At 70.6% G+C, this 17,154-nt stretch carries 11 protein-coding genes; 6 read left to right on the plus strand and 5 right to left on the minus strand.

Annotation, left to right across the window (positions count from 1 at the left end; genetic code table 11):
* The first annotated feature begins 38 nt into the window (after positions 1-38).
* The 5 genes from ACZ6TV_RS31795 (at position 39) to ACZ6TV_RS31815 (ending at position 9,454) form a co-directional block, all read left to right on the plus strand.
* A complete protein-coding gene (locus ACZ6TV_RS31795; protein ID WP_465300980.1) occupies positions 39-935 on the plus strand; it encodes an ABC transporter permease in 897 nt (298 codons plus the stop codon).
* Positions 932-2,458 carry a sugar ABC transporter ATP-binding protein gene (locus ACZ6TV_RS31800; protein WP_465300981.1) on the plus strand — a complete coding sequence of 509 codons (1,527 nt, stop codon included), beginning with the start codon at positions 932-934 and terminating at the stop codon, positions 2,456-2,458. Before ACZ6TV_RS31795 ends, ACZ6TV_RS31800 begins: the two co-directional genes overlap by 4 nt.
* Positions 2,455-3,447, plus strand: coding sequence for an ABC transporter permease (locus tag ACZ6TV_RS31805; protein ID WP_465300982.1), 993 nt, complete (start codon positions 2,455-2,457; stop codon positions 3,445-3,447). Before ACZ6TV_RS31800 ends, ACZ6TV_RS31805 begins: the two co-directional genes overlap by 4 nt.
* A gap of 28 nt (positions 3,448-3,475) precedes the next feature.
* Entirely contained in the window at positions 3,476-4,972 is a 1,497-nt protein-coding gene (locus tag ACZ6TV_RS31810) for an aldehyde dehydrogenase family protein (protein WP_465300983.1), read from the plus strand.
* Between the two features lie 204 nt (positions 4,973-5,176).
* The gene (locus tag ACZ6TV_RS31815; protein ID WP_465300984.1) at positions 5,177-9,454 is read left to right on the plus strand and encodes a LamG-like jellyroll fold domain-containing protein; all 4,278 of its coding nucleotides are present in this window, start codon (positions 5,177-5,179) and stop codon (positions 9,452-9,454) included.
* A gap of 99 nt (positions 9,455-9,553) precedes the next feature.
* Here the strand turns inward: ACZ6TV_RS31815 and ACZ6TV_RS31820 are convergent, their stop codons facing one another.
* Both ACZ6TV_RS31820 and ACZ6TV_RS31825 read right to left on the minus strand, forming a co-directional pair.
* Positions 9,554-11,368: a hypothetical protein gene (locus ACZ6TV_RS31820; protein ID WP_465300985.1), complete on the minus strand. Its 1,815-nt coding sequence runs from the start codon at positions 11,366-11,368 to the stop codon at positions 9,554-9,556.
* 33 nt (positions 11,369-11,401) lie between these two features.
* Positions 11,402-12,922, minus strand: coding sequence for a sugar transferase (locus ACZ6TV_RS31825; RefSeq protein WP_465300986.1), 1,521 nt, complete (start codon positions 12,920-12,922; stop codon positions 11,402-11,404).
* A 219-nt stretch (positions 12,923-13,141) separates the two neighbouring features.
* Here ACZ6TV_RS31825 and ACZ6TV_RS31830 point away from each other — a divergent pair, with 219 nt between their 5' ends.
* Positions 13,142-14,383 (plus strand): LCP family protein, encoded by a 1,242-nt coding sequence (locus ACZ6TV_RS31830; protein ID WP_465300987.1) that lies wholly within the window; start codon positions 13,142-13,144, stop codon positions 14,381-14,383.
* On the opposite strand, the gene ACZ6TV_RS31835 is transcribed toward ACZ6TV_RS31830, so the two are convergent.
* From ACZ6TV_RS31835 to ACZ6TV_RS31845, 3 genes are all read right to left on the minus strand, one after another.
* On the minus strand, positions 14,370-15,512 hold the full coding sequence (locus ACZ6TV_RS31835) for an acyltransferase family protein (protein ID WP_465300988.1): 1,143 nt from the start codon (positions 15,510-15,512) through the stop codon (positions 14,370-14,372). The two genes, ACZ6TV_RS31830 and ACZ6TV_RS31835, sit on opposite strands and share 14 nt — an antisense overlap.
* Positions 15,513-15,539: 27 nt before the next feature.
* Complete coding sequence (locus ACZ6TV_RS31840) at positions 15,540-16,943, minus strand: glycosyl hydrolase family 28-related protein (protein WP_465300989.1); 1,404 nt, start codon at positions 16,941-16,943, stop codon at positions 15,540-15,542.
* On the minus strand, positions 16,940-17,154 hold a 215-nt coding region (locus ACZ6TV_RS31845), incomplete at its 5' end, for a hypothetical protein (protein WP_465300990.1). The genes ACZ6TV_RS31845 and ACZ6TV_RS31840, both read right to left, overlap by 4 nt.

Raw genomic sequence — 17,154 nt, forward strand, 5'->3', positions numbered from 1 at the left:
ATGCTGGCCCACCGGCCGCGCTGATCGTCATCTTCGGTGTGTTCTCGGCGCTGAGCCCGCAGTTCCGCAGCTTCGACAACGTCCAGAACATCGTGGACGCCGCCGCGGTGCTCGCGGTCGTCACCTGCGGCATCACGTTCGTGCTGATGATGGGGTCCATCGACCTGTCCTCCGCCGGCGTGATGGGTGCCTCGGCCCTGACCGTGTCACTGCTGGTGGCCAACAATCGCAACGACAACGACCTCGGGCTGCTCGGGATCCTGGTCGCCGTCGTGCTGGGCGGTGCCTTCGGCTGCCTGAGCGGGCTGGCGCTGGTGCTGCTGAAGGTGCCGTCGTTCATGGCGACGCTGGGGGTGTCGGCGATCGGGCTCGGCGTCGCCACCCTCATGTTCGCCGGTGTCCAGCCCAACATCTCCGACGCCATGCTCAAGGGCTGGGCGATCCAGCGCTTCCTGGGCTTCTCTTATCTCGCCTGGATCGCCGTCGCGTGCATCCTGGTGGGCTGGCTGATCCAGCGGTACACCCGGCTCGGCCGGTACGCCTTCGCGATCGGCGGCGCCGAAGAGGTGCTCATGCTCTCCGGTGTCAAGGTGAAGCCGTACAAGGTCGCGGTCTTCACCCTGGCCGGCGCCTTCTACGGGCTGGGTGGGGTCATGGTGACCAGCCAGCTCGGGGCCGGCCTGGTCCAGGCCGGCAACGGATACGACTTCTCCGCCATCACCGCCGCGGTCGTCGGTGGCACCCTGCTCACCGGTGGCCGCGGCGGGATCCTGCACTCCGCCGTGGGTGTCCTGCTCGTCATGGTGCTCACGAACGGTCTCGTCCAGGTCGGCGTCAGCCCGTACTGGCAGGGCGGCGTCGAAGGCCTGATCGTCGTCGCCGCGGTCGCGGCCGCGGTCATCCCCCAGCGTCGCAGGAACCAGGTGACCAAATGAGCAACGCAACTGTGCCGGCGCTGGAGGTCCGCGGCCTCGTCAAGCACTACCCCGGGGTGAAGGCCCTGGACGGCGTCGACCTGGTGGTGCGCCAGCACGAGGTCCTCGGCCTCGCCGGCGAGAACGGCGCCGGCAAGTCCACGCTGCTCAAGGCGCTGGTCGGCCTCGTGACCCCCGACGCCGGCGAGATCTACGTCCGCGGCGAGGCGGTCAGGCTGCGCAGCGTCGTCGAGGCCGCCAACCACGGCATCGGGATGGTCTTCCAGGAGCAGTCCCTGGTGCCCAACCTGACCGCCGCGGAGAACATCCTGCTCGGCAGCGAAGGGCTCGCGGTCCGCCGCGGCGTCTACCGCTGGGACACGATGCGCAAGCTGGCCCAGGAACAGCTCGACAAGATCGGCTCGCACATCGACCCGCTGGCCCGCACCGACACGCTGTCCTTCGCCGACCGGCAGATGGTCGAGATCGCGAAGGTGCTGCGCATCGAGGAACGCAGCCAGCACCCGCCGGTCATCATCCTGGACGAGCCGACCTCGGTGCTGGAGTCCAAGGAGATCGACACCCTGTTCGCGCAGATCCGCCGGCTGCGCGAGTTCGCCTCGGTGGTCTTCGTGTCCCACCGTCTCGACGAGGTACTGGACGTGTGCGACCGGGTGACGGTGCTGCGCAGCGGCCAGTCGGTCGGCGAGGTCGCCACGGCCGGTGCCGTGCCGCGCGAGCTGCACCGGATGATGATCGGGTCCACCGGGTCCGACGACCACTACCACGAGAACGCCGCCACGCCGGTCGGGTCCGAGCAGCCCCGGCTGTCCGTGCGCGGGCTGTCGGGCAAGACGTTCCGTGACGTCGACCTGGACGTCGCGGTCGGCGAGATCGTGGCCATCGTCGGCGTCCACGGATCCGGCCGCGAGGACGTCTGCCGCGCGCTGTTCGGCGCCGAGCCGACGACCGCCGGCGAGATCCGCCTGGACGGCAAGAAGATCGACCTGCGCAGCACCCGTGCCGCGTGCGCCGCCGGCATCGGCTACGTGCCGGCCGAACGCAAGGTCGAGGGCATGGTCGGCCCGATGTCGGTGGCCGAGAACATGACCCTGTCCAAGCAGAAGGCCCGCTGCGCGGGCCCGTTCGTGGCACCCGCGAAACAGGCCGGCCTGGTGGACCGCTGGATCGAGCGGCTGTCCATCCGGACGCCGGGCCGCGACACCGCCATCCAGCGGCTGTCCGGCGGCAACCAGCAGAAGGTGGTCCTCGCCCGCTGGCTGGTCGGCGGCGACATCGGGCTGCTCCTGCTGGACCATCCGACGCGCGGGCTGGACATCGGTGCCCGCTCGGAGGTGTACCGGCTGATGCGCGAGCTCGCCGCGAGCGGTGTCGCCACCGTGCTGCTCGCCGACAGTCTCGAGGAGGCGATCGGCATGGCCGACCGGATCCTCGTCATGAGCGACGGCCGGGTCGTGACCGAGGTCGCCTGCCCCGCCGGCGGCAAGCCGACCCCTCTGGACCTCGTGAAAGAGATGGTATGAGTACACCCGTCGCCGCGCCGGTCGCTGAACCCGCGACCGGCAAGAGCGGCCCGCGCGCGGGCCGGCGGATCACCGGGTTCATGCCGCTCATCGCCCTGGTCGCGCTGGTCGCCGCGCTGACCATCGCCGACCCGGACTTCCTGACCCAGCGGAGCCTGACCGCGGCGATCCGCACCGCCGCACCGCTGATCGTGCTCGCCGCCGGTGCGACGCTCGTCGTCCTCTGCGGCGGCATCGACCTGTCGATCGCGGCCCTCGCGTCGCTGTCGACGGTGCTGCTGGCGCTGTGGCTGCCGGACCTCGGTGGCCTGGCGACGCCGGTCGTCATCCTCGTCGCGGCGGCGATCGGCGCGGCGCAGGGCGTGGCGCACGTACTGCTGCGGATCCCGTCGTTCGTCGTGACGCTGGGCGGGATGAGCATCCTGTCCGCGATCGCGCTCGTCGTCTCCGGCGCCGGCACCGTACGGGTGGTCGACGACACGCCGGTGAAGTGGCTGGAGCTGTACGTCGCCGGCTATGTGCCGATGTCGGCCGCGATGGCGCTCGTCGTCGTCGCCCTGATCGCCCTGATCCTCAAGGTGACCCCGCTGAACAGCTGGATCTCGGCCACGGGCTACTCGGAGTCGGCGGCGCGGCTCGCCGGTACACCGGTCGACCTGGTCAAGATCGGTGCGTTCTGCGTCTCCGGTGCGTGTGCCGGGTTCGCCGCGGTCATGCTGGTCTCCCGCCAGTTCAGCGGCGGGCCGACCATGGCCGACAACCTCCTGCTGCCGGCGGTCGCCGCGATCGTCGTCGGCGGCACCGCGATCACCGGCGGTCACGGCAGCGTGTGGCGGAGCCTCGCCGGCGCGCTCGTCGTGACGCTGCTGCGGGTCGGCCTGCCGATCGTCGGTGTGCCGTCCGCCTACGAGCAGATCCTCTACGGCGTGATCATCGTCGTCGCGGTCGCGCTCACCCTCGACTGGTCCAAGGTCTCGATCATCAAGTAGCCGATCCCGGCACCTACGGAAGGCCATCATGCCCCACGAGAACTCCGCGCTCCTGCCCGCCGTCCGATCGTTCCTGTCCTCGCCGAAGCAGCTGCTCATCGGTGGCGAGTGGGTCGACGCGAAGGACGGCAGAACGTTCGAGACCGTCAACCCGTCGACCGAGGAGGTGCTGGTTCAGGTCGCGTACGGGTCCGCGGTCGACGTGGACCGTGCGGTCGTGGCGGCTCGCACGGCGTTCGAGCACCGCTCGCCGTGGTCGAGGATGACCCCGCGCGAACGCTCCCACCTGCTGTGGCGCATCGGTGACCTCATCGACGCCCACGCCGACGAGTTCGCCCAGCTGGAGGCCCTCGACAACGGCAAGCGCGTCGAGGCGGCCCGCGACGGTGACGTGGCGATCGCCGCCGAGCTGTTCCGCTATTTCGCGGGCTGGGCGACCAAGATGGAGGGCACCTCCATCCCGATGTCCGTGCCGGGCCGGGAGTTCCACGCCTACACCCGCCGCGAGCCGGTCGGCGTCGTCGCGGGCATCGTGCCGTGGAACTTCCCGCTGCTGATGGCCTGCTTCAAGATCGTCCCGGCGATCACCGCGGGCAACACCGTCGTGCTCAAGCCGGCCGAGCAGACCCCGCTGACCGCGCTGCGCCTCGGCGAGCTCCTGCTCGAGGCCGGCGTGCCCGCCGGTGTCGTGAACGTGGTGCCCGGCTTCGGTGACACCGGGGCCGCGCTGGTCGACCACCACGGCGTCGACAAGGTCGCCTTCACCGGGAGCACCGAGGTCGGCAAGAAGATCGCCGCCGCCGCCTCGGGCAACCTCAAGAAGGTCTCCCTCGAGCTCGGCGGCAAGGCCCCCAACATCGTCTTCAACGACGCCGACATCGAGGCGGCCATCGCCGGTGCGGTGCTGGGTGGCTACTTCAACGAGGGGCAGTGCTGCGTCAACGGCTCGCGCCTCTACGTCCAGCGCGGCGTCTTCGACCAGGTCGTCGAGGGCGTGGCCGCGGCCGCGCGCGCGATCAAGGTCGGCGACGGCTTCGACCCGGCGTCGCAGATGGGCCCGCTCGTCTCGCAGGAGCAGCACGAGAAGGTGCTGGGCTACATCCGCGGGGCGGTGCGGGACGGCGCCGTGCTCAACGCGGGAAGCGCCGACGCGGTCGGCGATCGCGGCTATTTCGTGGCGCCGACGCTCATCACGTCCGTCAACGAGCAGATGGCCGTGCAGACCGACGAGATCTTCGGTCCGGTCGTGACCGCGATTCCCTTCGACACCGAGGACGAGGTGGTCGCGGCCGCGAACAACACGGTGTACGGGCTCGCCGCGGGTGTCTGGTCGCAGAACATCGGCACGGCGCACCGTGTCGGTGCCCGGCTGCGGGCCGGCACGGTGTGGCTCAACACGTGGCACGCCGACGACGTCACCCTGCCGCGCGGTGGCTTCAAGCAGTCCGGCTGGGGCCGCGAGCTCGGGTCGTTCGGCCTGGACGACTACACCGAGCTGAAGACGGTCATCGCCGAGCTGCGCTGAGCATTACCGACGAGGCCGGCCCCCGGGAGTTCTCTCGGGGGCCGGCTCCATGTGCAGACGAAATTCGCATATGAGAACGACATAATTTTCTGTTCACGTACATAGACACGGTTCTTGACTACGTATTCATGAGTGTCCTACGTTCAGGCTCTCCGTGGCGGCGCCGCCTCGCCGCCACGTCCGCCGAACCTCAAGGGATCTCTTATGAAAGTGCCCCTCAGGTCATCCCGCTTCCGCCGCCTCACGCATTTCGCAGCGTCCATCGCGCTGGCGCTCGCCGCCGGCACGACGACCGCCGTCATGACCCCCTCCGCGGCCCACGCAGCCCCCGACAACGACGGCCGGCTCAGCGTCCTGCTCTTCTACAAGGCCAACTTCCACGCCTCCAACGTGCAGGCCCGGCAGGCCGTGCGTGACCTGGCCACCCAGCTCGGCGCCCAGTACAACCAGCCGGTCGACATCCAGGAGACCGACGACCCGGCGGCCTTCACCACCGCGAACCTCGCCATCCGCGACACGGTGGTCTTCGCCCAGACCGGTGGCGTCCTGTTCAACGCGGCGCAGCGCTCCGCGCTCGAGGCCTACATCCGCGGTGGCGGCGGCTTCATGGGCATGCACTACACCGGCTGGTCGGTCGGTGAGAGCGAGCACGACGTCAACCCGTTCTACGCCCGCCTCGTCGGCGCCGTCTCCGAGGGACACCCGGAGAACCCCGGCGTGCGGCCGGGCCGGGTCTTCGTGTCGGACCCGACGCACCCGCTCGTCGCCGGTGTGACGACGAGCATCACCCGCAGCGACGAGTGGTACGACTGGGTCGTCAACCCGGCGCCCTGGGTGCGGACCCTGATCGAGGCCGACGAGTCCTCGTACGGCATGGGCCGGCAGGGCTCCAAGCACCCGCTCACCTGGTGCCAGACGATCGACTCCGGCCGGTCCTGGTACACCTCCATGGGCCACGAGGGCACCGCGTACTCCGAGGCGTACATGCGGGCCCAGATGAAGAACGGGCTCGCCTACGCCGCCAAGCTGATGACCGCGGACTGCTCACCGCCGCGGAAGGACTCCGCCGGCGCGTGGAGCGGCGTCACGCCGTGGCCGCTGGTCCCGATCAACATGGCGCTGACCTCGGACGGCCGGGTGCAGTCCTTCGGCAGCGTCGGCGGCTGGAGCACCGACACCACGCCGTACGACTGGACCGGCAACGACTCGGTCACCCAGGGCGGCCAGATGGAGGTCGACGTCTGGAACCCCGCGACGCCGAGAACCCTGGCGAACGTCCGCAGCGGCATCCTGCCGAACACCACCTACACCGACCTGTTCTGCGCCATGCAGGTCCAGATGCCGCACGACCACTCGATCATGACGATCGGCGGCGACGACGGCCTCGGCGGCAACGCCCCCAACGACGCCGCGATCGGCGTCACCAGCTACTCCACCAACAATGGGCTGCAGAACGAGGCGCCCATGAACTACCCGCGCTGGTACCCGACGGGCACCACCATGCCCAACGGTGACGTCGTCGTGCAGGGCGGCAGCCTCCGCGGCGGCCCGGGCGGCCCCGGCGTCCAGGTCCCGGAGATCTACCGGCCCGACTCGGGCTCGGGCTGGAAGACGCTCGACGGTGCCAAGAGCTCGGTCGCGTACGGCGACGGCGGCGCCGACCACCCCGGCCAGGACGAGAACCGCTGGTGGTACCCGCGCGCGTTCGTCGCCCCGACCACCGGCACGCTGTTCAACATCACCGGCACGCAGATGTACGAGCTCAACCCCGCCGGCAACAACGGCACCGGGCAGCTGACGCTGCGCGGCACCCTGCCGACGGCGATCGCCAACCAGGGCGCCAACGGCAACCCGGTCGGCGCCACGTCCACCGCCACGATGTACCGCCCCGGCAAGATCCTGCAGGTCGGTGGCGGCTGGTGGGCCAACGGCGGCGGCCCCGACGGCGCCCGCGCCGGCTTCACCATCGACATCACCGGCGGCACCGCCAACCCGGTCATCACCGCGACCAAGCCGATGAAGTACCAGCGGCACTGGCCGACCTCGACGCTGCTGCCCGACGGCCGTGTGCTGGTCACCGGCGGCGCCCGGGTCAACAACGGCAACGACGGCTACATCACCAACCCCGAGATCTGGGACCCGAACACCGGGAACTGGACCGAGGTCATCATCCCGCACGAGCACGCCCGGCTGTACCACTCGACCGCGCTGCTCCTGCCCGACGGCCGGGTCATGGTCGGCGGCGGCGGCGCTCCCGGCCCGCGCAACTACACGGACGTGGAGTACTACTCGCCGGACTACCTGTTCAACGGCGACGCGAACGCCCCCCGCCCGGTGATCACCACCGCGCCGCAGAAGATCGGCTACAACGGCACCTTCCAGCTCGCCACGTCCAGCTCGATCGCCCGGGTCACGCTGGTGCGCAACGGTTCCGTGACGCACGGCTTCAACAACGACCAGAACTTCCAGGACCTGGCGTTCAGCCAGTCCGGCAGCACGGTCAACGTCACCTCGCCGGTCAACGGCAACTACGCGCCGCCCGGGTCCTACATGGTGTACGTCTGGGACGCCAGCGGCACCCCGTCGGTCGCGAAGATCGTGCAGATCGACCCGCTGGTGAAGATGACGCAGCTCAACCCGCGCATCGTCGACCAGTTCGAGTACCCGCGCCTGCCCGCCGAGTGGCGCACGAGCAACCCGCCCGCGACCGTCGACGTCGCCGCCGGCAACAGCCGGATGGTGCCGTGGGTGGTCGACAGCCAGGTCCAGCTGGTGCGTGGCACCGTCAGCGGCCAGGGCGGCCTCGGCCTCACCGGCTACCAGCTCGCCCTGGGCAACACGGGCAACATCCGCCGCACCATCAACGATCTCACCCCGGGCGCCACGTACCGGGTCTCGCTGCGGTACGCACGCGACGCCCGGTCCGCCGCCAGCGGCAACGCGACGGCCACCCTGACCGTCGGCAACCTCAACGCGACGCTCACCGCCTCGACGGCCCAGCCGTCGACCGCCGCGTACGCCACGTACGTCGGCACCTTCACGGCGGCGACCGCCTCGCAGACGATCACCCTGAGGGCTCCCGGCAGCGGCGCCGGCCTGATGATCGACGACCTGGTCGTCGTGGGTGACAACGCGCCACCGCCGGCCAGCGGGATCCCGGTCCGGTACGAGTTCGAGGAGGGCACGGGCACCACCGCGGCCAACACCGGCACCGTCGGCAGCGTCGGCGCGGCCGTCCTGACCGGGACGACCGGATGGTCCACCAACGGCGTGCTCGGCAAGGCGATCAACCTGCCCGGCGGCGCCAACACCAACGCGGTGGACCTGCCGGACAACCTGCTGCAGGGCGCGGCGAACTTCTCCACCGGGTTCTGGGTGCGCCCCGACACGAAGAGCAACTGGACCGGTCTGTTCCACATCGGTGACGGGCTCGGCTCCGCCGGCAGCTACTACCAGATCCAGATGCAGACCCAGGCCAACGGAAGCACCGGCCTCGCCGTCACGTTCAAGGCGAAGACCGGCCCCGAGGAACGGGTCTACGCGAGCCCCGCCCAGGACGTGGTCGCCAACCAGTGGAACCACGTGGCCTTCACCCGGCAGGGCTCGATCGGCACGCTGTACCTCAACGGCCAGGTGATCGCGACCCGGACCGATCTCACCATCGGCATGACCGAGATCGGCCCGACGACCAACAACTGGCTGGGCCGCAACGGCTACGGCGACGCGCCGTTCGACGGTCTGATGGACGACGTGCGGGTGTACACGTCCGCGCTGACCGCGGGCGACGTGGCCGCCATGTACAACGAAGGCGTCTCCGTCCGGTTCACCTTCGACGAGAACACCGGCACGTCCGCGGCGAACACGGGAGCCAGGTCGTCGATCGGCGCGGCGTCCCTGACGGGCACGACGTCGTGGAACGGCACCGGCCGGTACGGTGCCGCGGTGAACCTGCCGGGCGGTGCCGCGGACTCGGGCAACCAGGTCCGGCTGCCCGACAACATCGAGGCCGGGCTGACCAACCAGTTCACGGTGTCCTTCTGGGCACGTCCGGACACGCTGCCGAACTGGGTGCCGCTGGTGCAGATCGGCAGCAGCACGGACACGTTCTTCCTGATGCAGTCGGCCACCAACGGCGGGACCACCGGCTTCGGCGCCACACTCAAGGCACCGGGCGCGGCCAACCAGGAACGGCTCCTGCTCGGCGCGGGCAACGACCTGCCGCTCAACGCGTGGACGCACGTGACGTTCACGATGAACGGTTCGACCGGGAAGATCTACTTCAACGGTGTCCTGCAGGCCACCCGCACCGACTTCACCATCAACATCGGTGACGTCGGCGTGGGCGGCAACACGGCCGCCAACTACATCGGCGGCACGAGCTGGGGCGACCCGAGGTTCGACGGCCTGATCGACGACTTCCGCCTGTACAGCTACGAGCTCACCGGCGACCAGGTGACGCAGCTGTACGCGGGCCGCCGATGAACGCACTGTTGACGTAGGACCGTTCTGACGACGTGGGCCCCGGGAACCCTCCCGGGGCCCATCTCGTGCCGGACCGGGTCTACCCGCCCGGCAGGACCGTCACGGGTTCAGGTGGAAGACGACCGCGTCGGGCTGCTCCTCGCGGGTGATGCCCAGACCCTCGCCGGTGGCGGTCAGCGCGTGCTGCGAGAGGGCCGACCCCTCCGGTGGGTTCTGCCGGAGTGCGGCATGCGGCTGCCGGAGCACGAGCACGGTGCGCACGCCGAGCGAGCGCAGGTGGGCCACGCTGGCCTCGTCCGGGAAGCCGCGGGTGACCTGCCGGGTCTTCTCCAGCCCGACGGGGGCGAAGCCGCTCGAGCCGTTGGCCAGCTGCACGAAGTTGGTCGTCGACCACAGCATGTACAGCTCGTCGTCCATCCAGTCCGACGGCAGGACGAGGATCGGCCCCTGCAGGCGGGAGAACGCGGCGGGCGCCTTGGGCACCGTCGGGTGCGGCGCCGTCTGCACGCCCTCGAGCAGCACCATCGACACCGGCAGCAGCACCCCGAGCGCGAGCAGCGTCCGGGCCGGCGCCGGTCGCAGGGAGCGCGCCCACGGGCCCAGACGTTCGCCGGCGGCGGTCACCGCGCCCGCCGCCAGCAGCGCCAGGAGCAGCGTCACCCACACGACCAGCCGGCCGGGCGTGCGGATCGCGTCCCAGCCGGGCAGGTACTCGAACGCCATGCGGTAGAAGAAGCTGACCGGCGCGCGGAGGCCCATGGCGAGGGTGACCACACCGAACAGCGCGACCCCCAGCCACAGCCGCCGCCGCCAGGACCACGCCGACGCCAGCAGCCCGACCGCCGCGAGGGCGATCAGGGCATATCCCGGCAGCAGGATCGCCTCCCAGCCGCCACGCCCGTCCAGTTGTGCGCGCAGCGCCTGATGGGCGTCGCCCCACAGCCAGTCGTCGGGTGACGCGGTGAGGAACCCCTCGATCGGGGGTGAGTAGAACAGCACGTCGGTGAGGGTGCGGCGGCCGTACGGGTAGATCTCGACCATGGTGAGGTACGGCACGGCCATGGCGCCGCCGACCGCGGCGAAGATCAGCCCACCGGCGACGTCGAGGCGCAGCAACCGCCTGCTGAAGGGCGGCCGGCGGCGCGACCAGGACGCGAGCGCGAACAGGCCGAGCACCGCGAGCGCGTAGCCGAAGGGCAGGCCGATGCCGAAGCCGAGGGTCACCTGCCACGCGGCGACGGACCAGCCGGCCAGCACCCAGCGCGGCCGGGCGGTCTCCGGGCGGTAGCCGTGCCGCAGCGAATAGCCGTGGCCGCGGGCCAGCATGGCCAGGGCCAGCGCGATGCCGCCGGTCGACAACACATTCAGGTGGAACATCTGCACCCAGCGCCACGGGGCGTATGCGAAGGCCGCGCCCGCCACGGCCGCGCCGGCGACCCGGGAGCCGAGCTGGCGGGCCAGCATGTAGGCGCCGAAGAAGGCCAGCGCGAAGGCCAGCACGTACATGATGTTGTACCGCAGGATCGCGGCCTGCGGCCCGGACCCGATCAGGCCGGCCGGCAGGTAGCCGAGCAGGGTGTCGGAATAGGCGAGGGCATACCGCTCACCGAGGAACGCGTTGGTCTGCCACAGCCTGCCCGGGTCGTGCAGGACGGACCAGCCGCTCCACGACATCTCCCAGGCCTGCAGCGAAGGGTCCCACGTGTCGCCGGGCAGCGTGTGCAACGGGTCGCGCATCGTCGGCCACGTCATCGCCACCGACAGCAGGACCGAGCACAGCGCCGCGAGGGTCCACTCGTGCGGCAGGAACCGCCCGGCGGAGCGCAGGATCCCGGCGCCCCGGGACGGGTCCGCCCCGGGGGTGTCGGACTCGTGCTGCGCGAGCCGGACGCCGGCTTTCGATCGATCTGACACGGTTATCCTTCTCGATGGAATGGCTGTGCGAGGCTATCGGCCGCCGCCACGCAGCACCTCACCGACGGTCCGCAGCAGGACCTTGACGTCGAGCCAGATCGACCAGTTCTCGATGTAGTAGTTGTCGAACCGGGCGCGGTCGGAGATCGGGGTGTCCCCACGCAGGCCACTGACCTGGGCCAGGCCGGTGAGCCCGACCGGGACGCGGTGGCGCATCGCGTAGTCGGGGTAGTTGGCGGTGAAACGGTCGACGAAGTAGGGCCGCTCCGGGCGCGGGCCGACCACGGTCATGTCGCCGCGCAGGATGTTCCAGAGCTGGGGCAGCTCGTCGATGGACGTGCGCCGCATGAACCGGCCGACCGGGCCGATGCGGGAGTCGTCGGCCACCGACCACTTCGTCTGCGACTCCGCCTCCGACCCGGGCCGGATCGAGCGGAACTTGAGCAGCTCGAACTGCCTGCCCTGGAAGCCGATGCGCTGCTGGCGGAAGAAGATGCCACGGCCGCCCTCGACGAAGGTCGCGATCGCGGCGAGCAGCAGCACCGGGCTCAGGATGATCAGGGCCACGGACGCGAAGACCACGTCGAAGGCGCGCTTGACGGCGCGGCGGGTGACGGACAGCGTCGGGCGATGCACCCGGACCAGCGGGATCGCGCCGACGTGGTCGGGCACGCCGCCGTCGGACGGGAACTCGCGCATCCGCGGCACGACCCACAGGTCGCACTGCCGCACGGCGGACGACCGGGCGAGCTCGATGAGGCGGCCTTCCGAGCAGGCGGGGTCGGCGATGATCACGACATCGCAGTCGGCGGCGCCGACCAGCGTCTCGATCTCGTCGAGCGTGCCGACGAACGGCAGGATGTCGCGGCGGTCGTCCGGGCCGGCGTCCTCGTCGACGAAGCCGATCAACCGCAGCCCGTACTGCGGGTAGCGGCGCAGCAGCCGGGCCAGCTCGACCGCGACCGGGCCGCCGCCGATGATGACCACGCCGTGCTCGACCCAGCGCCTGCGCCGCGCGAAGATCACGGCGTTGGTGGTGATCACGCGGCCGATGAGCACCGCGAGGACCGAGACGCCCATCTGCCGGAAGAGCCCCGCGAGATACGCCTGGGGGCCGTGCCGCTCGGCGAAGATGATCCCGACCATGGCGCAGGCGATCAGCGTGCGCCCCAGCAGCGCGGGCGCCAGGTCGAGGAAGCTCAGGTGCCGCCGGCCGCGGTAGAGCCCGCCGAAGGCGAACAGGATCACGCTGAACAGGGCCGCGACGCCCAGGCCCTTCCAGTGCTGCAGGCTCCACAGCAGCGGCACGAGAAACGCGAGCAGGTCGATCGGGACGAAGATCATCCAGGCCCGCAACGGCCGGGTCGACCGGGCGATCCTGGAGCCGAAGTAGGGCTGCACGACAGTGGGGCCGTCGATGTCGTCGTGCTGACGTCCGCCGGCGGTGGAGTCGGCCGTGCGCTGCTGGGGCACCCACCACTCGAATGGCCCGGCCTCGGCGTCCACGCCCGCCTGGGGTCCGGCGCCGGCGGCCGGCCGCCGCGGATATGACACGATCGCCCCCGAATGCCGGGCAACCTTCTGCCGCCCGGACGAACAGCATGCTAATGGCATCTCCGACAATTCCGCAGCCCGCGTCAGGCCCCGGAACGCGGCTGTGACGCGATCGCCACAGGACAATTCCCCAATGCGTTCGAAATCGGTGATGTCGGATATGTGAGCCCATCCGGTGCAGGGCCGCGCGGCCTGCGGCGGGTCAGTAGCATGGCGGCCATGCCAGCACGGGAGCCGTTCATCGACCCTGACGCCACGAGAGAGGTGGACGCGCGGGCCGTCCCGCGGCAGCGCTCCGAGCCGGCTCCGGACGACGCACTGCACCTGGATTTCGACCCTCCGGAGCGCGGCGCCAGGTCCCGGCGGCGGAACAGGGCCGCGACCAAGGCGGCGGCCGGAGCCGCGACGGACACCGATCCGGATACGGAGCCGGAGACCGGGCCGAAATCCAGACGGCCGCCGATGCGGCGCGGCAAGCGGATCCTGCTGGTCTCCCTGGCTTCGCTGGTGGTCGTGATCGGTCTGGTCGCGGCCGGTGGTGCGATATACGTCAATTCCGTGGAAAACCGTGTGAAGCGGGTCGAAGCGTTCGACCAGGTGCCCGAGGACGACCGTCCGCCGAAGGTCGAGGCCGCGAAGAACGCGATGAACTTCCTGGTGCTCGGCAGCGACACCCGCGATCCCAACACCCCGGGCGGCTCGCGCAGCGACACGATCATCCTGATGCACCTGAACAAGAGCCACACCGCGGCGGACCTGATCTCGATCCCCCGCGACACGTGGGTGCACGTGCCGAAGTCCGCGAACGGCAAGTTCGGCAACACCGAAGCGAAGATCAACGCGGCCTACGCGTGGGGTGGCGTGCCGCTGACCGTGCAGACCGTCGAGGCCTTCACCGGGGTGCGGATCGACCACGTCGCGATCATCGACTTCGCCGGGTTCAAGGAGATCGTCGACGCGCTCGGCGGGGTGGAGATCGACGTCGAGGCGACCTTCACGTCCACGCACTCGCTGAACAAGGACAGCATCCGGCACTTCACCAAGGGCCCGCAGACCATGGACGGCGCGGCGGCGCTCGACTACGCGCGTGAGCGCTACGCGTTCGCCGACGGTGACTTCGCCCGTATCCGCCACCAGCAGCAGGTGATCAAAGCCATCCTGAACAAGGCCGTCTCCGGCGGGCTGCTCACCGACCCGGGCCGGCTCAACGCGTTCCTGAAGGCCACCGCCGACGCCGTCACGGTCGACAAGGACCTGGACATGTTCTCCGTGGCCAACGACCTGCGGCACCTGCGCGGGGAGAACCTCACGTTCCTCACGAACCCGAGCAAGGGCACCGGCATGATCGGCAGCGAGAGCGTCGTCCTGCCCGACCTGCAGGCGGGCAAGGCACTGTTCGACGCGGTACGGCAGGACCTGCCACTGCCCGGAGCCCCGGCGCCGGCCGTCACACCGAGCTGACCCGCCCCGCGGCCGGCTCGACGGCCCCCGCGGCCGGTTCGACCTGCCCCGTGGCTGGTTCGGCGGGCACGACGGCGGGTTCGGTGGGCACCGCGGCGGGGTCGGCTGACCGCCGCGGACGGCTGAGCCGGCGGCCCGCACCGATCGAGGGCAGCTCCAGCAGCCGGTGGATCAGCCAGCCGGTCCCGATCGTGGCCGCCACGTCGACGGCGACGACGGCCCACCCGTGCGGCAGCCACGCCAGCCGGCGCGTGACGGCCATCACGATCGGGTGGATCAGGTACACCGCGTAGCTGATCGCGCCGAGCAGCACCAGCGTCCGGCCGAGCCGCCGGCGGCGGGCGGCGTAGAACCCGCCGAACAGCGCGAGCCCGGCGAGGAACGAGGCCGAGTAGGTGAACGGCGGCCACTCGCCCCCGCCGTCGACGCCGACGTAGGCTCCGACCGGCACCGCGACGGCGCCCGCCGCCAGCAACCCCCGCCAGGCCCGGTGGCCACGGGCGTCGCGCAGGTGCAGCGCGTGCCCCAGCCCCGCCACGAACAGCAGCATCGGCAGCGTCGTGGGAAGGTCGCGGCCGGTGACCAGCTCGCCGGCGCACAGCAGCAGGTACAGCGCGAGCCAGCCGTACCCCGCGTAGACGGCGGCGTCGAGCCACCGGAGCGCCTTCGCGGCCGCGGACTGCACGTAGAACAGCAGCTCGATGCTGAGCGTCCAGGCCGGCGGCAGGATGCTCAGCGCGCCGACGAGGCCGTGCAGCATCGCCAGGTTGAGCAGCACGACCGGCGCGCCCGCGCCGCCGAGCGCCTGACGGTCGGCCAGCAGATAGAGGGCGAACGCCAGCCAGTACACCGGGTAGAGGCGGAAGAAACGGCGCACCGCGAACGTCCGCAGGCCCTGCCCGGCCAGGCTCAACGGGATCACATATCCACTGACCAGGAAGAACGCGACGACACCGACGCGGCCGAGGTCGAGGAAGTCGTGACTCCACGCCCGGTACCCCGGGTACTGGTCGGCGATCAGGTGCTGCGCGAGCACCATGAGCGCGGCGACCCCGCGGACCCCTTCGAGGAACGTGATACGCCTGGAACGGTCGACCGCCGACGCCGGCGGTGACTGCTGAGCCTCCATGTTTGCTCTCCCCGTGTGCCGGACGCGTCAGCCGTCGGCGAGCACTTTGACGGCCCCGCCGGGAAACCGTGCGCACAGCTGTGTCTGGCCGCCGACGGTCCGCACGAACAGCCGCACCGAGGCCGCGTCCGGCGGTGGCGGCGTCTCCTGCGCCCGCAGGTCGAACGCCGGGCTCACGACCAGGCTCTTCTTCGTGTCGCCGAGGCCGGCGACGAGCTCCACCTGGGTCGACGGCGCCGGTTTGCCGATCCAGCCCAGACCCGTGCCAGGCGCGCCGGCGCCGTCGCCGGACACCACACCCGGCTGGCTGAGCAGAGCGCGGATGCTGGACAGCCCCCGGTCGGCGCCGAAGTCCACGGCGGCGGTCCCGCAGTTCATGATCTTCGTGTCGACGAGGATGCCGGCGGGCTCGGTCGGCTTCGCACCGGCGAGCAGCTGCAGGCCGATCTCCTGCGGGTGGTTGTAGCCGGCGATCAGGCCGCCGACCCAGCGGCAGTCGTTGCGGGAGACCCGCACGCCGATGCCGCCGTTGAAGTCCGCGTAGCAGTTCATGCAGTTGACCGCGCCGGCCGCGAGCTCGAACGCGACGTTCTGCTCCATGCCCCAGGCGTGGCAGTTGACCACCGACGTGCCGGTGCTCTCGCCCGCGAACCGGAAGCCGGTCACGTTGTTCTGCGACGACACGCAGTTGAGGAGCATCGAGTCGTGCGGGCCGTTGAAGTTGACGCCGTGCCCGTCGTTGTCATGGGTGCGCAGCGCCGTGAGACGCGCCTCCATCTGGTGCGACGGAGCGGGCAGGGCGGCGAGGGTGCCCCATTCGCTGTAGATGCCGTCGTTGCGGCAGTTGTACGCGATGACCTCGGTGAGCTCGTAGCCGTAACCGTAGAGACGCAGCCCGAACCCACCGTTGGGGTTGTGCTGCTTGTTGCCGTCCAGGGCGAGGTCCCGGACGCTGAAGTCGCCGATGCCGCCCTCGCCGCGGCTGCCGGAGAGCTTCTCGAACTGGTCCGACTCGATGATCGCGCTGTTGGCGCCCGGCCTGAGCCGCAGCAGGGTCGCGTCACCGCCCGCGCCGCGCAGGTGCACGCCGGAATACATGGTGAGCTTTCCCGTGACATAGACGCCCGGCGGCACATACACGATGCCGCCGCGCTGCCGGGCCGCCGCGATCGCACGCTGCAGGGCGTCGGTGTCGTCGGTCTTGCCGTCGCCGTGGGCGCCGAGGTCGTGAACGTTGAAGACCGTCGCCGCGGACGGCTCCGCACCGTCGGCGGGGTCGTCCCCGTCGCGCAGCAGCGCGCCGATCGCGGCCGCGCCCAGGAGGGCGGCTCCGGTGCCCGCCGCCAGAGCGCCACGCCGGTTGAGCAGCGCACGCCGGGTGACCGAGGTGCGCCAGTCGGCGTCGAACCGGCCGGCGAAGTCGTCGGTCATCGGGTCCCCGTCTGCTGAAGGTGTGAAGCGCGCACGATCGATGCAATCATGCCGGTGCCGCCGGGTCCAACGCCGCCGCCGGCTCGGGTTCGAGCTGCGGCGGCGGGGGGGGGGGGAACAACAAACACCAAACAAAAACAAAAACCCCGATGGAAGCCAAATTCCGGAAACAACACAAAACCCATCGCACCGCGATAACCCACACAACAAG

Source organism: Dactylosporangium sp. NPDC051087, assembly GCF_055586325.1.